This window comes from Streptomyces sp. NBC_00390 (assembly GCF_036057275.1).
Classification (GTDB): Bacteria; Actinomycetota; Actinomycetes; order Streptomycetales; family Streptomycetaceae; genus Streptomyces.
Genome location: NZ_CP107945.1, coordinates 3,502,391 through 3,518,018 on the forward strand (window position 1 = coordinate 3,502,391; position 15,628 = coordinate 3,518,018).

The following is a 15,628-nucleotide window of genomic DNA, read 5'->3' on the forward strand; positions in this document are numbered from 1 at the left end:
TACCACTGGGGCTGTGCCCAGATGCGGCTGACGCCGCGTGGCGGTGAGCTGATCAGCCCTCGACCGTGATGCCCATGGAACGGGCGGTGCCGGCGATGATCTTCTCGGCGGCGTCAAGGTCGTTGGCGTTCAGGTCGGGCATCTTGGTCGTGGCGATGTCACGGACCTGGTCGCGCGTCAGCTTGGCGACCTTGGTCTTGTGCGGCTCGCCGGAGCCCTTGTCCACGCCCGCGGCCTTGAGGATCAGCTTGGCGGCCGGCGGAGTCTTCGTGACGAAGGTGAAGGAACGGTCCTCGTAGACCGTGATCTCCACCGGCACGACCATGCCACGCTGCGACTCGGTCGCGGCGTTGTAGGCCTTGCAGAACTCCATGATGTTGACGCCGTGCTGACCGAGCGCGGGGCCGACCGGCGGAGCCGGGTTGGCCGCACCGGCCTGGATCTGGAGCTTGATAAGCCCCGTGACCTTCTTCTTCTTGGGAGGCATTGCTCTCTCCGGGTCCTAGTGAGAGTTTTCCGCCTGCCACCCGATCATCCGGATGGAGGCATACCGCACAACGATAACGGGTATAGCTGCGCGGCCAAAAACCGAGCAGGTCAGAGCGGCTGCGAGAGCCGGTCTGACCTGTTCGGAGGCGTATGTTCCAGAAGGTGCCGGAGGCTAGTTCTTCTGGATCTGGTCGAAGCTCAGCTCGACCGGGGTCTCGCGGCCGAAGATCTCGACGAGGCCCTTGACCTTCTTCGAGTCGGCGTTGATCTCGTTGATCGTGGCCTGCAGGGTGGCGAACGGACCGTCGGTGACGGTGACCGAGTCGCCGACCTCGAAGTCCAGCACCTGGACCTCGACCTTGCGGGCCGGAACCGGCTTGCCCTCGGCCTCGGCGGCTTCGCGGGCGGCCTTCTCCTCGGCCTCCGGGGCGAGCATCTTCACGATCTCGTCCAGCGTCAGCGGGTACGGGTCGTATGCGTTGCCCACGAAGCCGGTGACGCCAGGGGTGTTGCGCACGACGCCCCAGGACTCGTTCGTCAGGTCCATGCGCACCAGCACATAGCCGGGGAGTTTGTTCTGCCGGACGTTCTTGCGCTCGCCGTTCTTGATCTGGACGATCTCTTCCTCGGGCACCTCGGCCTGGTAGATGAAGTCCTCGACGTTCAGCGAGACGGCGCGCTGCTCGAGATTCGCCTTCACGCGCTTCTCGTAGCCCGCGTAGGTGTGGATCACGTACCACTCGCCGGGCAGACCGCGCAGCTCGTCGCGGAGCGCGGCGACCGGGTCGGCCGGAGCCTCGGGCTCTCCCTCGCCGGCCTCGGCGGCCGCTTCGGCCTCCTCGACGGCGGCCAGGGCGGCCTCGTCCTCGTCCTCGTCGACCTCGGCGAGCGCGGTGGCCTCGTCCTCGACGTGCACGGCGGCGACCTCGGCCGGCTCGCCGGCCTCGGCGTCGGCAGCTTCAGCCTGGTCCGGCTCCACAGCGTCCGCCGCCTCGACGATGTCGAGCTCGTCCTCAACGGACTCGAAGCTCTCGCCGGCCTCGGCGGCGTCGTTCAGGTTCGGGTCAGACACGGTGGCTGCTTCTTCCTGGATACAGATGGGTGGAACATGCGAAAGGGGCGCCGCATCACGGCGCCCTCCGCGGATCAGCCGAAGACGTACTTGACTGCTTCCTGGAAGCCATAGTCAATCACGGTCACAAGGCCGATCATGATGACAACGAAGATAATCACCACTGTGGTGTACGTCGTCAGCTGATGCCGGGTCGGCCAGACAACCTTGCGCAGTTCAGCGATGATCTGCCGGTAGAAAAGCCCGAGTCGGCCGAGCGGGCCCTTCTTGCCGCGCTTACCGCCCTTGCGGGGCTTCTTCTCCTGCGTGTCGTCCTCGGCATCAGGCATGTCGATGGAGCCTACGGCGTCCGTCACGATGTTTCACCTGATTCCCGGGTCGTGGCCGTGCCGCGCCCGGTGGAGCCGCACGGCGAATGCAGTGATGTACGTACATGCGCACACAGCCTGGCGAGGTGTGTGTAGCAGGGCCGGAGGGACTTGAACCCCCAACCGCTGGTTTTGGAGACCAGTGCTCTACCAATTGAGCTACGACCCTTTGTTTCCCCCAACCTACCGCATCCGCCCGGCTGCACGGAGTGCGCAGGGCGTCTGTTGCTGGTGAGGACCAACGACGAGTGAGTGTACGTGTTCCCAGGCCCGGCGTCGAACACGGTCGGTCGGCCGACCACCCGTGACCGGTAATGTCCGCTCCTCGAAACCTGTGTGCCGCCTCCGTTTCCTGTCTGGGAGCATGGCCGTATGAGCGCTGCAACCCCTCCCACCGAGCGCCGGGTCTCCGCGCGCATCGGCGCGATCTCCGAGTCCGCGACCCTCGCCGTCGACGCCAAGGCCAAGGCCCTCAAGGCCGCCGGACGCCCGGTGATCGGCTTCGGCGCGGGTGAGCCGGACTTCCCGACACCCGACTACATCGTCGAGGCCGCCATCGAGGCCTGCCGCAACCCGAAGTACCACCGCTACACGCCGGCCGGCGGTCTGCCCGAGCTGAAGAAGGCCATCGCGGACAAGACCCTGCGGGACTCCGGTTACGAGGTCGACCCCGCCCAGGTCCTGGTGACCAACGGCGGTAAGCAGGCCATCTACGAGGCCTTCGCGGCGATTCTGGATCCGGGCGACGAGGTGATCGTCCCCGCGCCGTACTGGACGACCTACCCCGAGTCGATCCGTCTGGCGGGCGGTGTCCCGGTCGAGGTCGTCGCCGACGAGACCACCGGCTACCAGGTCTCCGTGGAACAGCTGGAGGCCGCGCGCACGGAGAAGACCAAGGTGGTCCTCTTCGTCTCCCCGTCCAACCCCACCGGCGCGGTGTACAGCGAGGCCGACACGGAGGCGATCGGCCGCTGGGCCCTCGAGCACGGGCTGTGGGTGCTGACGGACGAGATCTACGAGCACCTCGTCTACGGCGACGCGACGTTCTCCTCGCTGCCGACGCTCGTGCCCGAACTGCGCGACAAGTGCATCGTGGTCAACGGTGTCGCCAAGACCTATGCGATGACCGGCTGGCGCGTCGGGTGGATCGTCGGCCCCAAGGACGTCGTCAAGGCCGCGACCAACCTCCAGTCCCACGCCACGTCGAACGTCTCGAACGTCGCGCAGATCGCGGCGCTGGCCGCGGTCTCCGGCAACCTGGACGCGGTCGCCGAGATGCGCACCGCCTTCGACCGCCGCCGCCAGACCATCGTGCGGATGCTGAACGAGATCGACGGCGTGTTCTGCCCCGAGCCCGAGGGCGCGTTCTACGCGTACCCGTCGGTGAAGGCGCTGCTCGGCAAGGAGATCCGCGGCAAGCGCCCGCAGACCTCGGTGGAGCTGGCGGCCCTGATCCTGGACGAGGCCGAGGTCGCGGTCGTCCCGGGCGAGGCGTTCGGCACGCCGGGTTATCTGCGGCTGTCGTACGCACTGGGCGACGAGGACCTGGTCGAGGGCATCTCCCGGCTGCAGAAGCTGCTGGCCGAGGCCCGCGACTGACCCTCCTGCGCACGGAACGGGCCCCGGCAGCCGCCGGGGCCCGTTCCCGTTTCTTCGTTCGGGCAAGAACCCGATCGGGGAAAGAGGCTGCCGTTCGGCGATCCGGTGCGGCAGGATCCTGGAATGGAGCACCTCCGAGACGTAAAGCTGCTGCCCAAGGCCCATCTCCATCTGCACTTCACGGGGTCCATGCGACCCGCCACCCTCCTCGAGCTCGCCGACAGGTACGGCGTCCATCTGCCCGAGGCGCTGACGGGCGGCGAGCCCCCGAAGCTGCGGGCCACCGACGAGCGCGGCTGGTTCCGCTTCCAGCGGCTCTACGACATCGCGCGCTCCTGTCTGCGCAGCCCGGAGGACATCCAGCGGCTGGTGCGCGAGGCCGCCGAGGAGGACGTCCGGGACGGCTCGGGATGGCTGGAGATCCAGGTCGACCCGACCTCGTACGCGCCGATGCTGGGCGGGCTGATCCCGGCCCTGGAGATCATCCTGGACGCGGTGGAGCGCGCCGGGCGGGAGACCGGGCTCGGGATGCGGGTGCTGGTGGCGGCCAACCGGATGAAGCATCCGCTGGACGCCCGCACCCTGGCCAGGCTCGCGGTGCGCTACGCGGACCGGGGCGTCGTCGGCTTCGGGCTCTCCAACGACGAGCGCCGGGGCATGGCGCGCGACTTCGACCGCGCCTTCGCCATCGCACGCGACGGCGGCCTGCTCGCGGCGCCGCACGGCGGCGAGCTGACCGGCCCCGCGTCCGTACGGGACTGTCTGGACGATCTGCACGCCTCGCGCATCGGCCACGGCGTCCGGGCGGCCGAGGACCCGCGGCTGCTGCGCAAGCTCGCCGACAGGGGTGTGACCTGCGAGGTGTGCCCGTCGTCGAATGTGGCCCTCGGGGTGTACGAGAAGCCGGCGGACGTACCTCTGCGGACGCTGTACGACGCCGGCGTCCCGATGGCGCTCGGTGCCGACGACCCGCTGCTGTTCGGCTCGCGCCTCGCCGCCCAGTACGAGTTCGCGCGCAGGCACCACGCCTTCACCGACGCGGAACTGGCGGAACTGGCCCGCCAGTCGGTGCGGGCGTCGGCGGCGCCGGAGGCGGAGCGGGTCAAGCTGCTGTCGGGGATCGACGACTGGCTGGCTTCCTGAACGGCTGAGCCGCCCGGCCCGCACCGGGGGCGTCGACGGCCGGGCGTGAGCGCTCCGGCCGCCCCTGGAAGTGGATGGCCACCTCGGTGCGGTCCACGTCCCAGTGCAGCTGCATCTCGCTCACGAGCGAGCTGATCGGCATCCGGTGCCCCGCGATGACGAGGGGCTTCGTGTGCGAGCCGAAACCTGCGGCGTGGGCGAACCGCATCGCGGCCGATGCGAGTACCTCACGGCTGCCGGTCAGGAACAGCGTCCGCGCGTGGCGCGCCGGGAAGAGCCGGTCGCGGTCCTTGGCACGGTCGTGCTGCTCCGCCCAGGCAGCGGCGTCGGCGGCGGTCCGCCGCTCGTCGGTGGTGACGGTGAGCGGCCTGCCCCGGACGAGCCGCCGCCGCAGCTGCGGCCAGGAGCTGACGCGCAGCCCGGGTGACCTGCGGTGGCCGAGGACAAGGTCGAGCTCGCCGAGCGGGAGGTGCACCAGCGTGTGCGGGGAGTTCGCGGCGAAGGAGAAGTACCCGGCGAGCTGTGACAGTCCTTCGTGGTCGCCGGTCAGGTCGCGCCAGTCTGTGTAGGTCGTGCGGCGCAGTGAGGTGCGCGGCCGGACGACACGGTATTCGCGGCCGTCGAGGCGCGGCCGGAACTCGGTGGTCCTCAGCCGCACGGGGCGGCCCGTCTCTTGCTGCGAGGTGTGTGCATGACAGCAGCGTGGCGGCGCGGCGGCGCGGTCCGCAACGGAGATTCCGCGCAGCGTCGCGGGCACGGGCGCGTCCACGCCGGCGCGTCGTGAAGGCGGCGCGTGGCGCAGGAGGGGTCAGAGGCTGACGCCGACCGTCACCGGCTCGTTGACCAGGGTCACCCCGAACGCCTTCCGCACCCCGGCGACGACCTCGCGGGCCAGCGCCAGCAGGTCCTCGGTGGTGGCTTCCCCGCGGTTGGTGAGGGCGAGCGTGTGCTTGGTGGAGATACGCGCCGGGCCTGAGCCGTAGCCCTTGGTGAAGCCGGCCTTGTCGATCAGCCAGGCGGCGGACGTCTTGGTGTGGCCGTCGCCCGCCGGGTACGCGGGCGGCGCGATGCCGTCGCCGAGACGCTCGCGTACGCGCCCGAGGAAGGCCTCGTACTCGGCAGCGGTGAGTATCGGGTTGGTGAAGAAGGACCCGGCGGACCAGGTGTCGTGGTCCTGGGGGTCGAGCACCATGCCCTTGCCCGCACGGAGTTTCAGCACCGTCTCGCGTGCCTGGGCGGCCGGGACGCGGTCGCCGACCTCGACGCCGAGGGCGCGTGCCGTCTCGGCGTACTTCACAGGGGCGGACAGACCGTCCGCGTCCTCCAGCGCGAAGCGGGCGCGCAGGACGACGAAGCGCTCCGGGTGCTGTTTGAAACGGCTGTGGCGATAGGAGAAGGCACACTCGGCGCCCGAGAGGGTGACCTTCTCCCCCGTCGAGCGGTCGTAGGCGACCACCTCGGTGATGGTGCTGGAGACCTCCTGGCCGTACGCACCCACGTTCTGGATCGGGGTCGCGCCGGCCGAGCCGGGGATGCCCGCCAGGCACTCGATGCCCGCCAGCCCCGCCTCGACGGTGCGGGCGACCGCGTCCGTCCAGGTCTCCCCGGCGGCCAGTTCGAGATGTGTCCCGTCCAGTGCGAAGCCGCGGGTCGCGATGCGCAGGGCGGTGCCGTCGAAGCCCTTGTCGCCGATGACCAGGTTGCTGCCGCCGCCGATGATCAGCAGCGGGGTACCGGCGTCGTCCGCCTCGCGTACGGCGGCGATCACCTCGTCGTCGGTGGTGGCCGTGACGAGGCGCGTCGCCGGTCCGCCGAGCCGGAAGGTGGTCAGGGGGGCGAGGGGGGCGTCGTGGAGTTCCTGCACGGGGACAAGGGTACGGTCCGCGGCCCGCCGCTCGGACGGGGCCACGGACCGTATGCGTACGGCCCGGCTCGGCGGCCTCAGGCGGCGACCCGCTCGCGCTCCCCCGCGGCCGAGCCGCTGTCGACCACGGTGTCCGGACCCGCGGGCGCCTTGCGGCGGCCCGGAATCAGCAGCGCGGTCAGGGCGGCGAGGGCCACGGCCCCGGCGCCGATCCAGAGGGCCGGCACGGTGCCGTCGGTGAACGCGTCGGCCGACGTGTAACCGCCCTGCGCGGCGAAGACCGCTCCGAGCACGGCGATGCCGAGAGCGCCGCCGACCTCGCGCAGCGCGTTGTTCGCGCCGGAGGCTATGCCCTGCTCGGCGGTCCGGACGCTGGACATGACCACGCTGGCCGCGGGGGCGAAATAGAGGGCCATGCCGATGCCGCTGAGGATCAGGGCCGGGAGCTGTGTCGCGTACGACACACCCGGTTCGAGGACCAGGGCGAACAGCCCGAGGCCGACCGCCTGGAGCGCGAGGCCCGTGGCGACGACCGGACGGCCGCCGATCCGGTCGGAGAGATAGCCGGCGATGGGCGCGACGATCAGCGGCATTCCGGTCCAGGGGAGCATCCGCAGGCCCGCCTCGGTGGGCGAGTAGCCGGCCACATTTTGGAGGAACTGGCTGAGCAGGAAGATCGAGCCGAACATGCCGAGGAACATCAGCAGGCTCGCCACATTGATCCCGAAGAACGCGCGGTTGCGGAAGAGCCGCATGGGCAGCATCGGGTTCTTGGCCCGTGTCTGATGCAGGACGAAGGCGATGAGCAGCAGCCCGCCGAGGACCAGGCCGCCCAGGATCGGTGCGCTCGTCCAGCCGTCCGCCTGGCCGTTGACCAGCGCGTACACGACGCCGAACAGGCCGGCGCTGACGAGCAGGGTGCCGGGGACGTCGAGTCGGGCGTTCGGTGCGTACGACTCGTTCAGCCGCAGCCGGGCCAGCGGCAGCAGGACGAGGCCGATCGGGACGTTCAGCCAGAAGATCCACTGCCAGGAGATGTGCTCGGTGAGGCTGCCGCCGATGAGCGGGCCGCTGGCCACGGCGATGCCGCCGACGGCGCTGAATATGCCGAGGGCCGCACCGCGGCGGGCGGGCGGAACGGCCGCGGTGAGCAGGGTCAGGGTGAGCGGCATCATGATCGCGGCGCCGACGCCCTGGACGGCGCGGGCGGCGATGAGCCCGTCGATGCCGGGCGCCAGGGCGGCTGCCGCGGAGGCCCCGGTGAAGATCGTCAGACCGGCCATGAAGAGCCTGCGCCGCCCGAACCGGTCACCGAGTGCCGCACCCAGCATCAGCAGAACGGCGAAGGTGAGCGTGTACGCGCTCACCGTCCACTCCAGCTCTTCGAGCGCCCCGCCCAGGTCCTTGCGGATGGAGGGCAGGGCGGTGGTGACGACGAGATTGTCGAGAGCCGCCATGAAACCGGCGACGCTGGTGATGACCAGGGCCCAGACCGCTGCGCCGGGCCGGTGGGCTGTCTGCTGATTCGGCTGATTCATTGCTCCCCCAGAGAATGCGGACGCGAGGTTAGTTATTGATGACTAACTTTGATGGACAGAAGAATGCCCCTCGAGGGGGCGGTGCGACCTACCCCCCAGAAGCCTCCGAGACCTGCGAGCCCTTCGCGACCTTGAGCTCCGACATGTCGAGCCCGGACCAGACCCGGTGATCCTCGGGGAATCCCAGCGCCACGAGGACATTGATGAGCATGCCGCAGCCGAGGAAGTCGGCCGTCTCCTTGCCGTCCCCGGCGAAGGCGATGTTCGCCTGGTCCCAGATCCGGGCCCAGCCGGCCCTGATCCGCTCACCGAACTCGCGATCGCCCGCCGCCTCGGCGGACGCCACGGCGACATACATCTGCATCTGCATCAGCAGCTTGTCGCGATCGTCGATGAGCGTCATGTACGCGGCCGCCATCGCCTCCAGCGGCGAGCTGTCCGGGCGGACCTCCAGCGCGTCGGCAAAGGCCTTGGGAGTCTCCTCCAGGCAGCGCATCGCCGCCGCCAGGAACAGCTCCCGCTTGTTCTTGAAGAGCCGGAAGAGATACGGCTGCGAGACACCGACGCGTTTGGCGATCGCCTCGGTGGACGTGCCGTTGTAGCCACCGCGCGCGAACTCGGTGATCGCGGCACGGATGACACTCTCGCGCCGCTCCTCTGCGCTCATCCTGGCCATGGAGACAAAGTTAGTGGTCAATCACTAATTGAGCAAGCGCGATCCGCCGGACAGCCCGCACCGGAGGCCACGTAAGGGGCGCCCCTCCCGTGGGAGAGCGCCCCTTACACATAGGCCCGCTGACGACGTGGCCCGCGTCCGGGCCTGTCAGGCGAGCCGGACCACGGCGCGGGACATGCCCAGCACCTTCTGCCCGGCGCTCGTCGCCGTCAGGTCGACACGGACCCGGTTGTCGTCCAGCTTGGCCGCGACCTTGCCGCTGACCTCGATCAGCGCACCCTCGTCGTCGTTCGGCACGACCACGGGCCTGGTGAAGCGCACGCCGTACTCCACGACCGCACCCGGGTCGCCGGCCCAGTCGGTCACCACACGCGCCGCCTCGGCCATCGTGAACATGCCGTGCGCGATCACATCCGGAAGTCCGACCTCGACGGCGAACTTCTCGTTCCAGTGGATCGGGTTGAAGTCGCCCGACGCACCCGCGTACCGCACCAGCGTGGCGCGGGTCACGGGAAAACTCTGCGCCGGCAGCTCGGTGCCGACCTCGACATCCGCGTAAGAGATCTTCGCTGCCATCACGCCTCCTCGGCGGCGCGCGCCACCAGCTTCGTCCAGGCCGTCACCACGAGTTCGCCGGACTCGTCGTGCACCTCGCCGCGGATGTCGAGGATGTCGTTGCCCGCAAGGGACTTGATGGACTCGATGGTCGAGGTGACCGACAGCCGGTCCCCCGCCCGTACCGGACGCGCGTAAGCGAACTTCTGGTCGCCGTGCACCACCCGGCTGTAGTCCAGCCCCAACTGCGGATCCTGGACAACCTGCTCGGCGGCCTTGAAAGTGATCGCGAAGGCGAAGGTGGGCGGAGCGATCACATCACAGTGGCCGAGCTCCTTGGCAGCATCGGGATCGCTGTACGCGGGATTTGTGTCGCCCACGGCCTCGGCGAACTCACGGATCTTTTCCCGGCCCACCTCATAGGGCGCGGTGGGCGGATAGGTCCGCCCCACGAACGACTGGTCGAGCGCCATGGACTGGCTCCCTCCTGATGACTTGACCACAAACCAAACGACACGAGGCCGCCCCCAGTGGGGACGGCCTCGTATACGAGCCTGAAATCAGCGCGTTTCGCGGTGCGCCGTGTGCGAGTTGCAGCGCGGGCAGTGCTTCTTCATCTCAAGACGGTCCGGGTTGTTACGCCGGTTCTTCTTGGTGATGTAGTTCCGCTCCTTGCACTCCACGCAGGCCAGCGTGATCTTCGGGCGGACGTCTGTGGCAGCCACGTGAGTGCTCCTTGGACGGACGGATGGACGGATGAACGCATAAAGAGTAGCCGACCGGAGGACCGACCCCACAATCGGCTACTGTGTGTAGCGGTGACCGGACTTGAACCGGTGACACAGCGATTATGAGCCGCTTGCTCTACCGACTGAGCTACACCGCTGCGATGCCGGATCCCCTCGCCCGAAGGCGAGGATCACCAACATCAGAGCCCCAATACGGAATCGAACCGTAGACCTTCTCCTTACCATGGAGACGCTCTGCCGACTGAGCTATTGGGGCGAGCGATGAAGACATTACACGGTCGGCCGCCGATCGCCCAAATCCGTTTTCCGGCCCCCGTCCGCCGCCCTGTCCGGGGCACTCACCGCCCCCGTCACTCCGCCGTCACCACGCCGTCACAGGCGCGTTGACCCCGTATCTCCGGCAACGCCCCGTCCGCCCCGTACGCCCACGTGACCACACCGGTACGACTATTGCGCTCCTCCGCGAAGCGCACTCCGCGCGCCCCTAGGCTCGACTCACGCTGCGTGATCCTTTCCGGCCCTCACGCCGTCCGAGCGCCGCGCGAGCGGCACACGAGCCCCCGCCCCACTCAGGAGCGCGATGCCCGACAGCCAGCCGCAGCCCCCCGACGGCGCGACCGCGGACACCACAGCGCTGCTGCTCTGCGGCGCCCGGCTGGCAGACGGCCGCACCGTCGACGTACGGCTCGGCAGCGGGCGCATCGAGGCGGTCGGTACGGCAGGCAGCCTCCCCCCGCACTCCTCCCGCCTGGACCTCACGGGATTCCTGCTGCTCCCCGCCCCCGCCGAACCGCATGCCCACAGCGACACGGCACTCACCGCGGACACCGCGGGCCCCGTCTCGTACGCCGTCGAGGACGTCCAGCGCCGCGCCACCGAGGCCGCGCTGCTGCAGCTCGGACACGGCGCGACCGCCCTGCGCTCGCACGTGCGCATCGGGGACGTGCAGGGCCTCGACTCCCTGGAGGCGGTGCTCCAGGCACGGCGTTCGCTGCGCGGGCTCGCCGATCTGACCGCTGTCGCCGTGCCCCGGCTGCTGACCGGCATCGCCGGGGCCGACGCGCTGGCGATGCTGAGGGACGCGGTGAAGATGGGTGCCGGCGTGGTCGGCGGCTGCCCGGACGCCGACCCGGATCCGACCGGTTACGTCGAAGCCGTCCTGGAGGTCGCGGCGGAGCACGGCTGCCCCGTCGACCTGCACACGCACGGCGACGATCCCGCCCGTGTCGCACGGCTGGCCGCGATGGCCGGCGGGCTGCGGCCAGGGGTGACGATCGGCCCGTGCGCGGGCCTCGCCCGGCTGCCGCGCGAGGTGGCCTCCCGGGCCGCCGACCAGCTCGCCGCGGCAGGGGTCACGGTCGTCTCGCTGCCTCAGGGCGGCTGCGCGGGTGTGGAACAGCGCGGCAACGCGCCGGTCAGGCTGCTGCGTGCCGCGGGCGTACGGGTCGCGGCGGGCAGCGGTGCCCTGCGGGACATCACCAACCCGGTGGGCCGCGGAGACCCGCTGGAGGCCGCGTACCTGCTCTCCTCACAGAGCGGGATGCGGCCGCCCGACGCGTACGGGGTGGTGGCCGGCGGAGCCCGGGAGGTGATGGGGCTGCCGGAGGTGCGGGTCGAGGCGGGATTCCCCGCGGAGCTGCTCGCGGTGCGCGGGGAGCGGATCGGGAGCGTGCTCTCGCTCGCGTACAGCCGGATCGTCATCCACCGGGGGCGGGTGGTGGCGCGTACCAGCGCGGTGCGCGAGTACTGCGACTCGGCGGCGGCCGTCGCGCTCGAACTGCCGCGGCAGGGACGGCCGGACTTCGGGCCCTGAGCAACGTCCCCGGACGCGGTCCAGCGGCAAGGTGTCGCGGCGCCGTGTCCGACAGGGGTGCCCGGCAGTGGCGGGAGTGGTGCCGGAGCACGGTGTCCGAGCACGGCGCGGCCCCTGAGCGCGGCATGCGGTTCGGACGTACCGTCGTATGCATGCGCATTGTCATCGCTGGAGGACACGGACAGATCGCGCGCCGTCTCGAGCGGCTGCTCTCGGCGGGCGGACACGAGGCCGTGGGCATCATCCGAAGCCCGGACCAGGGCGACGATCTGCGGGAGGCGGGCGCCGAACCCGTCTACATGGACATGGAGTCGGCATCGGTGGAGCAGGTCGCCGCGGTACTGCAGGGCGCGGGCGCGGCCGTCTTCGCGGCGGGCGCGGGCCCGGGCAGCGGTGCGGAACGCAAGGACACGGTGGACCGGGGCGCCGCGGTGCTCTTCGCCGACGCGGCGGAACGGGCGGGCGTACGGCGCCACATCGTGGTGTCGTCGATGGGTGCCGACGCCGGTCACGAGGGCGACGAGGTGTTCGACGCCTATCTGCGCGCCAAAGGCGCCGCGGACGACTACGTGCGCTCCCGCACGAACCTCGACTGGACGATCCTGCGCCCGGGCAGGCTCATCGACGACGCGGGCACCGGACTCGTACGGCTGGCGGCGTCCACGGGTCCCGGAACCGTGCCGCGTGACGATGTCGCTGCCGTCCTGGCTGAGATGGTGGAGTCGCCGGGCGCCGTGGGGCTGACACTGGAACTGATCAGCGGCTCGGTCCCGGTCGTGGTCGCCGTGAAGGACGTCGCCGGCAACTGAACCGGCCTCCTACTCCGGCCAGTTGCCGTGCCGGCGCCCATGCACCCGCAGTTCTTCCACCGTCCCGGTTCCTCCACCGTTGTGACCGATGAATTCCCGGCGGCCGTACGGTCCTTGATGTCATGAGGGATGCCATGCAGGAGATCCAGCCCGCGATCGTCGAACGCGGGGAGCAGCTGTACGCCTACGTCCGCGGCTCCGTGCGGATGGATTCCTTCGCCACGATCGCCGACCGGCTCCCCGAGCTGGTCGGCTGGCTCACCACGCGCGGGGCGGAGTTCGCAGGACCCCCGTTCTTCCGCTACAACACCATCGACATGGAAGGGGAGTCGGTGATCGAGGCGGGCGTACCCGTCGTCTCGGCGCCGGAACCCGAGGGAGACATCGGTATCGCGGTGCTGCCCGCCGGGCGCTATGTGACGGTCCTGCACGTCGGCCACCCGGACCAGCTGTTCGACGTGATCACCGCGATGCACGCCTGGGTGGAACGCAAGGGCCTGGAATGGGACATGACCGTCGTCGACGGTGTCGAGCACTGGGCCGGACGGATCGAGTCGTATCTGACCGACCCGCGGGAGGAGCCGGACATGTCGAAGTGGGAGATGGAGCTGGCGTTCCGGCTGGCGGACTAGGCCCTGTCCGGGCGATCTTGTCGGGCCTGCGACGCTCCCCCAGAGCTTCTCCCCCAGGACTCCGTCCGGGGGACCCCCAGGAGGTACCCCCGGCTACGGCACCTCGCTGTGTTGTCGGAGTCGCCCAAGTGCGTCCGGTACGAGGGCGATCTCCTCCGGCCTCCGGCCGGGCGGTACCCCCACCGCCTTGCGATACGTCCCCTCGGCCCTGGCGGGCCTGGGGAGACCCCATGCCTCGGCCCTGGCGGGCCTGGGGAGACCCCATGCCTCGGCCCTGGCGGGCCTGGGGAGACCCCATGCCTCGGCCCTGGCGGGCCTGGGGAGGCCCCATGCCTCGGCCCTGGCGGGCCTGGGGAGGCCCCATGCCTCGGCCCTGGTGGGCCTGGGGAGGCCCCATGCCTCGGCCCTGGCGGGCCTGGGGAAACCCCATGCCTCGGCCCTGGCGGGCCTGGGGAAACCCCATGCCTCGGCCCTGGTGGGCCTGGGGAGGCCCCATGCATCCGACGCCGCAGGCTGATCCTCGAAGATCGCCCGGTCTGACCGGCACCCGAGCCGCTCAGGTGCGGAAGACCCGCGCGAGATGGGTGGACAGTCCGGGACCGGCCGCAGGGGTGATGCGGGCACCCAGGTAGCCGTCGGGGCGGATCAGATACGCCGTCGGACCCTCGGCACGGTAACCGCGCCGGAACTCTCCCCGGCTGTCACGCAGGACCGGCAGTTGCACACGGCCGGCATCCACATCGGCCGCGAGTACGGCACACACGTCCACCTGGCCATGGCCCATGTTCCGGGCCGTCGCGGCAAGTTCGTCGAACTCAGCCACCGGCCCGTCCGTGTCCGCGTAGAGCAGCAGCAGATGGCCGCGGTCGCGGAGCACGTCGTACAGGCGCATGGGGAAGGTGGCGATGGTGCCGGTGAGGCCACCGCAGTCGGGCGCCCGGTCGCCGGCGTCGGGGCCGCCCTGCCCCGGGGTGCCCGGTCCCACAATGGGGCTGTCGCGGTAGGCGACGAGGAGTTGGGCCTCACGCATCATGATCGTCTCGGGGTCGTCCGGGTCGGCCTGGACGCCCTCGGTCGCGTGCCGGACGGTGCGGCCGACGACTTCCTCGCCGACGGGCCGCCGTTCGGCGTCGTAGCTGCCGAGCAGTCGGGGGTGCGCGGTGCCCGCCAGGGCGAGAGCGAGCTTCCAGGCCAGGTTGTAGGCGTCCTGGATACCGGTGTTCATGCCCTGCGCACCGGTCGGCGGGTGGATGTGCGCGGCGTCTCCGGCGACGAAGACCCGCCCGTCGGCGTAGCGGTCCACGAGTCGGTGGCTGATGCGGAAGACGGAGGACCAGCGCATGGCCGAAGCGGTGGTCGACTGCGGGGAGAGCCGGTCGAGAACCGCCTGGATGTGTTCGATTCCGGGTTTGCGGCTGCCTTCCAGTCCATGGGCGACATCGTCCCGCTCGCCCTGCCCTCGCCCGGCGGAGAGCTCGGGCGGGACGAGCATGGACATGCGGTAGCGGGAGCGGCCGGGCAGCGGAATGCACACGAGCAGGTCGTCGACGGTTCCGTCGCTCCGGTGCATGGCGCGTACGCCGTAGCCCTGCGGCAGGTCCCAGTCCACCTCCACGTCCGCGAGCATGTACTCGTCGGGGAAGGCGCCGCCTTCGAAGGTGAGCCCTAGCGTCTTGCGGACGATGCTGTGCGCTCCGTCAGCGCCGATGAGGAAGCGGGACCGGAGCTCCTGCTCACCGCCGGCAGCCGTGGTGAGCCGGCTTGTGACCCCGTCGCCGTCCTGGGCGAACGACACCAGTTCGGTGCCGCGTTCGATCCGGGTGCCGAAGACGGCGAGGTGCTCCTCGGCGATGCGCTCGGTCTCGTACTGGGGCAGGGCGGCGAAGCCGTAGGGGACGTCGGGCGGAAGCTTGAGGTCGATACGCGCCTGTTGGGCGCCGTTGACGTACAGCAGCTGCCCGCGCATCGGCACGGCGGCCTCGAGGGCGGTGCGCACCATGCCCATCCGGTCCCAGATCTCCAGGGTCCTGGGCTGGATTCCCACGGCCTTCGCGTACGGCATCCGGGCGGGGAGCCTGTCGATGATGCGGCAGTCGACGCCGCGTCGCCTGAGTTCCGCGGCCGCGGTCAGCCCGACCGGGCCGGCGCCCACGATCAGTACATCGGTGTGCACCACTGGCATCTCCAGCAGGATTTCCTCGCGTGCCGCGCTTTGCCCCTCCATGGTCGCCCGGTGCAACGTTCCCGGCGACTTCGGTACGGGGCGTTCGGTCGTCACGCAGGTCCACGGATCACCGTGCCGAAGCCTTCCCCGGGCGGCC

Annotated in this window: 16 protein-coding genes and 3 tRNA genes; 5 read left to right on the forward strand and 14 right to left on the reverse strand. The window is 70.3% G+C overall.

Going from position 1 to position 15,628, the window contains the following annotated elements; translation table 11 throughout:
• Positions 1 to 52 precede the first annotated feature (52 nt).
• The 4 genes from rplK to OHS70_RS14970 form a co-directional block, all read right to left on the reverse strand.
• The gene (gene rplK / locus OHS70_RS14955; RefSeq protein WP_003956479.1) at positions 53 to 487 is read right to left on the reverse strand and encodes a 50S ribosomal protein L11; all 435 of its coding nucleotides are present in this window, start codon (positions 485 to 487) and stop codon (positions 53 to 55) included.
• Positions 488 to 661: 174 nt separating this feature from the next.
• Positions 662 to 1,561, reverse strand: coding sequence for a transcription termination/antitermination protein NusG (gene nusG / locus OHS70_RS14960; RefSeq protein WP_328397634.1), 900 nt, complete (start codon positions 1,559 to 1,561; stop codon positions 662 to 664).
• Positions 1,562 to 1,635: 74 nt separating this feature from the next.
• Positions 1,636 to 1,917, reverse strand: a complete 282-nt coding sequence (gene secE / locus OHS70_RS14965) for a preprotein translocase subunit SecE (RefSeq protein ID WP_328397635.1) — start codon at positions 1,915 to 1,917, stop codon at positions 1,636 to 1,638.
• A gap of 108 nt (positions 1,918 to 2,025) precedes the next feature.
• Positions 2,026 to 2,098 (reverse strand) — tRNA-Trp (locus tag OHS70_RS14970).
• Between the two features lie 203 nt (positions 2,099 to 2,301).
• On the opposite strand from OHS70_RS14970, the gene OHS70_RS14975 reads away from it, so the two are divergent.
• Positions 2,302 to 3,528, forward strand: coding sequence for a pyridoxal phosphate-dependent aminotransferase (locus OHS70_RS14975; RefSeq protein ID WP_328397637.1), 1,227 nt, complete (start codon positions 2,302 to 2,304; stop codon positions 3,526 to 3,528).
• Positions 3,529 to 3,651: 123 nt separating this feature from the next.
• Positions 3,652 to 4,671 carry an adenosine deaminase gene (locus tag OHS70_RS14980; protein WP_328397639.1) on the forward strand — a complete coding sequence of 340 codons (1,020 nt, stop codon included), beginning with the start codon at positions 3,652 to 3,654 and terminating at the stop codon, positions 4,669 to 4,671.
• Here OHS70_RS14980 and OHS70_RS14985 read toward each other — a convergent pair.
• From OHS70_RS14985 to OHS70_RS15025, 9 genes are all read right to left on the reverse strand, one after another.
• Positions 4,631 to 5,428 carry a hypothetical protein gene (locus tag OHS70_RS14985; RefSeq protein WP_328397641.1) on the reverse strand — a complete coding sequence of 266 codons (798 nt, stop codon included), beginning with the start codon at positions 5,426 to 5,428 and terminating at the stop codon, positions 4,631 to 4,633. The two genes, OHS70_RS14980 and OHS70_RS14985, sit on opposite strands and share 41 nt — an antisense overlap.
• 51 nt (positions 5,429 to 5,479) lie before the next feature.
• On the reverse strand, positions 5,480 to 6,535 hold the full coding sequence (locus OHS70_RS14990; protein WP_328397643.1) for a UDP-N-acetylmuramate dehydrogenase: 1,056 nt from the start codon (positions 6,533 to 6,535) through the stop codon (positions 5,480 to 5,482).
• Between the two features lie 77 nt (positions 6,536 to 6,612).
• The gene (locus OHS70_RS14995) at positions 6,613 to 8,073 is read right to left on the reverse strand and encodes a DHA2 family efflux MFS transporter permease subunit (RefSeq protein ID WP_328397645.1); all 1,461 of its coding nucleotides are present in this window, start codon (positions 8,071 to 8,073) and stop codon (positions 6,613 to 6,615) included.
• 88 nt (positions 8,074 to 8,161) lie between these two features.
• Positions 8,162 to 8,749, reverse strand: a complete 588-nt coding sequence (locus tag OHS70_RS15000; RefSeq protein WP_328397647.1) for a TetR/AcrR family transcriptional regulator — start codon at positions 8,747 to 8,749, stop codon at positions 8,162 to 8,164.
• A 147-nt stretch (positions 8,750 to 8,896) separates the two neighbouring features.
• Positions 8,897 to 9,325: a MaoC family dehydratase gene (locus tag OHS70_RS15005; RefSeq protein WP_328397649.1), complete on the reverse strand. Its 429-nt coding sequence runs from the start codon at positions 9,323 to 9,325 to the stop codon at positions 8,897 to 8,899.
• The gene (locus tag OHS70_RS15010; protein ID WP_328397651.1) at positions 9,325 to 9,777 is read right to left on the reverse strand and encodes a MaoC family dehydratase N-terminal domain-containing protein; all 453 of its coding nucleotides are present in this window, start codon (positions 9,775 to 9,777) and stop codon (positions 9,325 to 9,327) included. Before OHS70_RS15010 ends, OHS70_RS15005 begins: the two co-directional genes overlap by 1 nt.
• An 87-nt stretch (positions 9,778 to 9,864) precedes the next feature.
• Positions 9,865 to 10,029: a 50S ribosomal protein L33 gene (rpmG, locus tag OHS70_RS15015; protein ID WP_003956487.1), complete on the reverse strand. Its 165-nt coding sequence runs from the start codon at positions 10,027 to 10,029 to the stop codon at positions 9,865 to 9,867.
• Between the two features lie 88 nt (positions 10,030 to 10,117).
• A tRNA-Met gene (locus OHS70_RS15020) sits at positions 10,118 to 10,190 on the reverse strand.
• A 46-nt stretch (positions 10,191 to 10,236) separates the two neighbouring features.
• Positions 10,237 to 10,309, reverse strand: a tRNA-Thr gene (locus tag OHS70_RS15025).
• A 324-nt stretch (positions 10,310 to 10,633) separates the two neighbouring features.
• Here OHS70_RS15025 and OHS70_RS15030 point away from each other — a divergent pair.
• The 3 genes from OHS70_RS15030 (at position 10,634) to OHS70_RS15040 (ending at position 13,307) form a co-directional block, all read left to right on the forward strand.
• Positions 10,634 to 11,866 carry an amidohydrolase family protein gene (locus OHS70_RS15030; protein ID WP_328397653.1) on the forward strand — a complete coding sequence of 411 codons (1,233 nt, stop codon included), beginning with the start codon at positions 10,634 to 10,636 and terminating at the stop codon, positions 11,864 to 11,866.
• 152 nt (positions 11,867 to 12,018) lie between these two features.
• The gene (locus tag OHS70_RS15035) at positions 12,019 to 12,675 is read left to right on the forward strand and encodes an SDR family oxidoreductase (protein ID WP_328397655.1); all 657 of its coding nucleotides are present in this window, start codon (positions 12,019 to 12,021) and stop codon (positions 12,673 to 12,675) included.
• Between the two features lie 122 nt (positions 12,676 to 12,797).
• Positions 12,798 to 13,307 (forward strand): GyrI-like domain-containing protein, encoded by a 510-nt coding sequence (locus OHS70_RS15040; protein ID WP_328397656.1) that lies wholly within the window; start codon positions 12,798 to 12,800, stop codon positions 13,305 to 13,307.
• 556 nt (positions 13,308 to 13,863) lie between these two features.
• Here the strand turns inward: OHS70_RS15040 and OHS70_RS15045 are convergent.
• Positions 13,864 to 15,531, reverse strand: coding sequence for an FAD-dependent monooxygenase (locus OHS70_RS15045; RefSeq protein WP_328397657.1), 1,668 nt, complete (start codon positions 15,529 to 15,531; stop codon positions 13,864 to 13,866).
• Between the last annotated feature and the right edge of the window lie 97 nt (positions 15,532 to 15,628).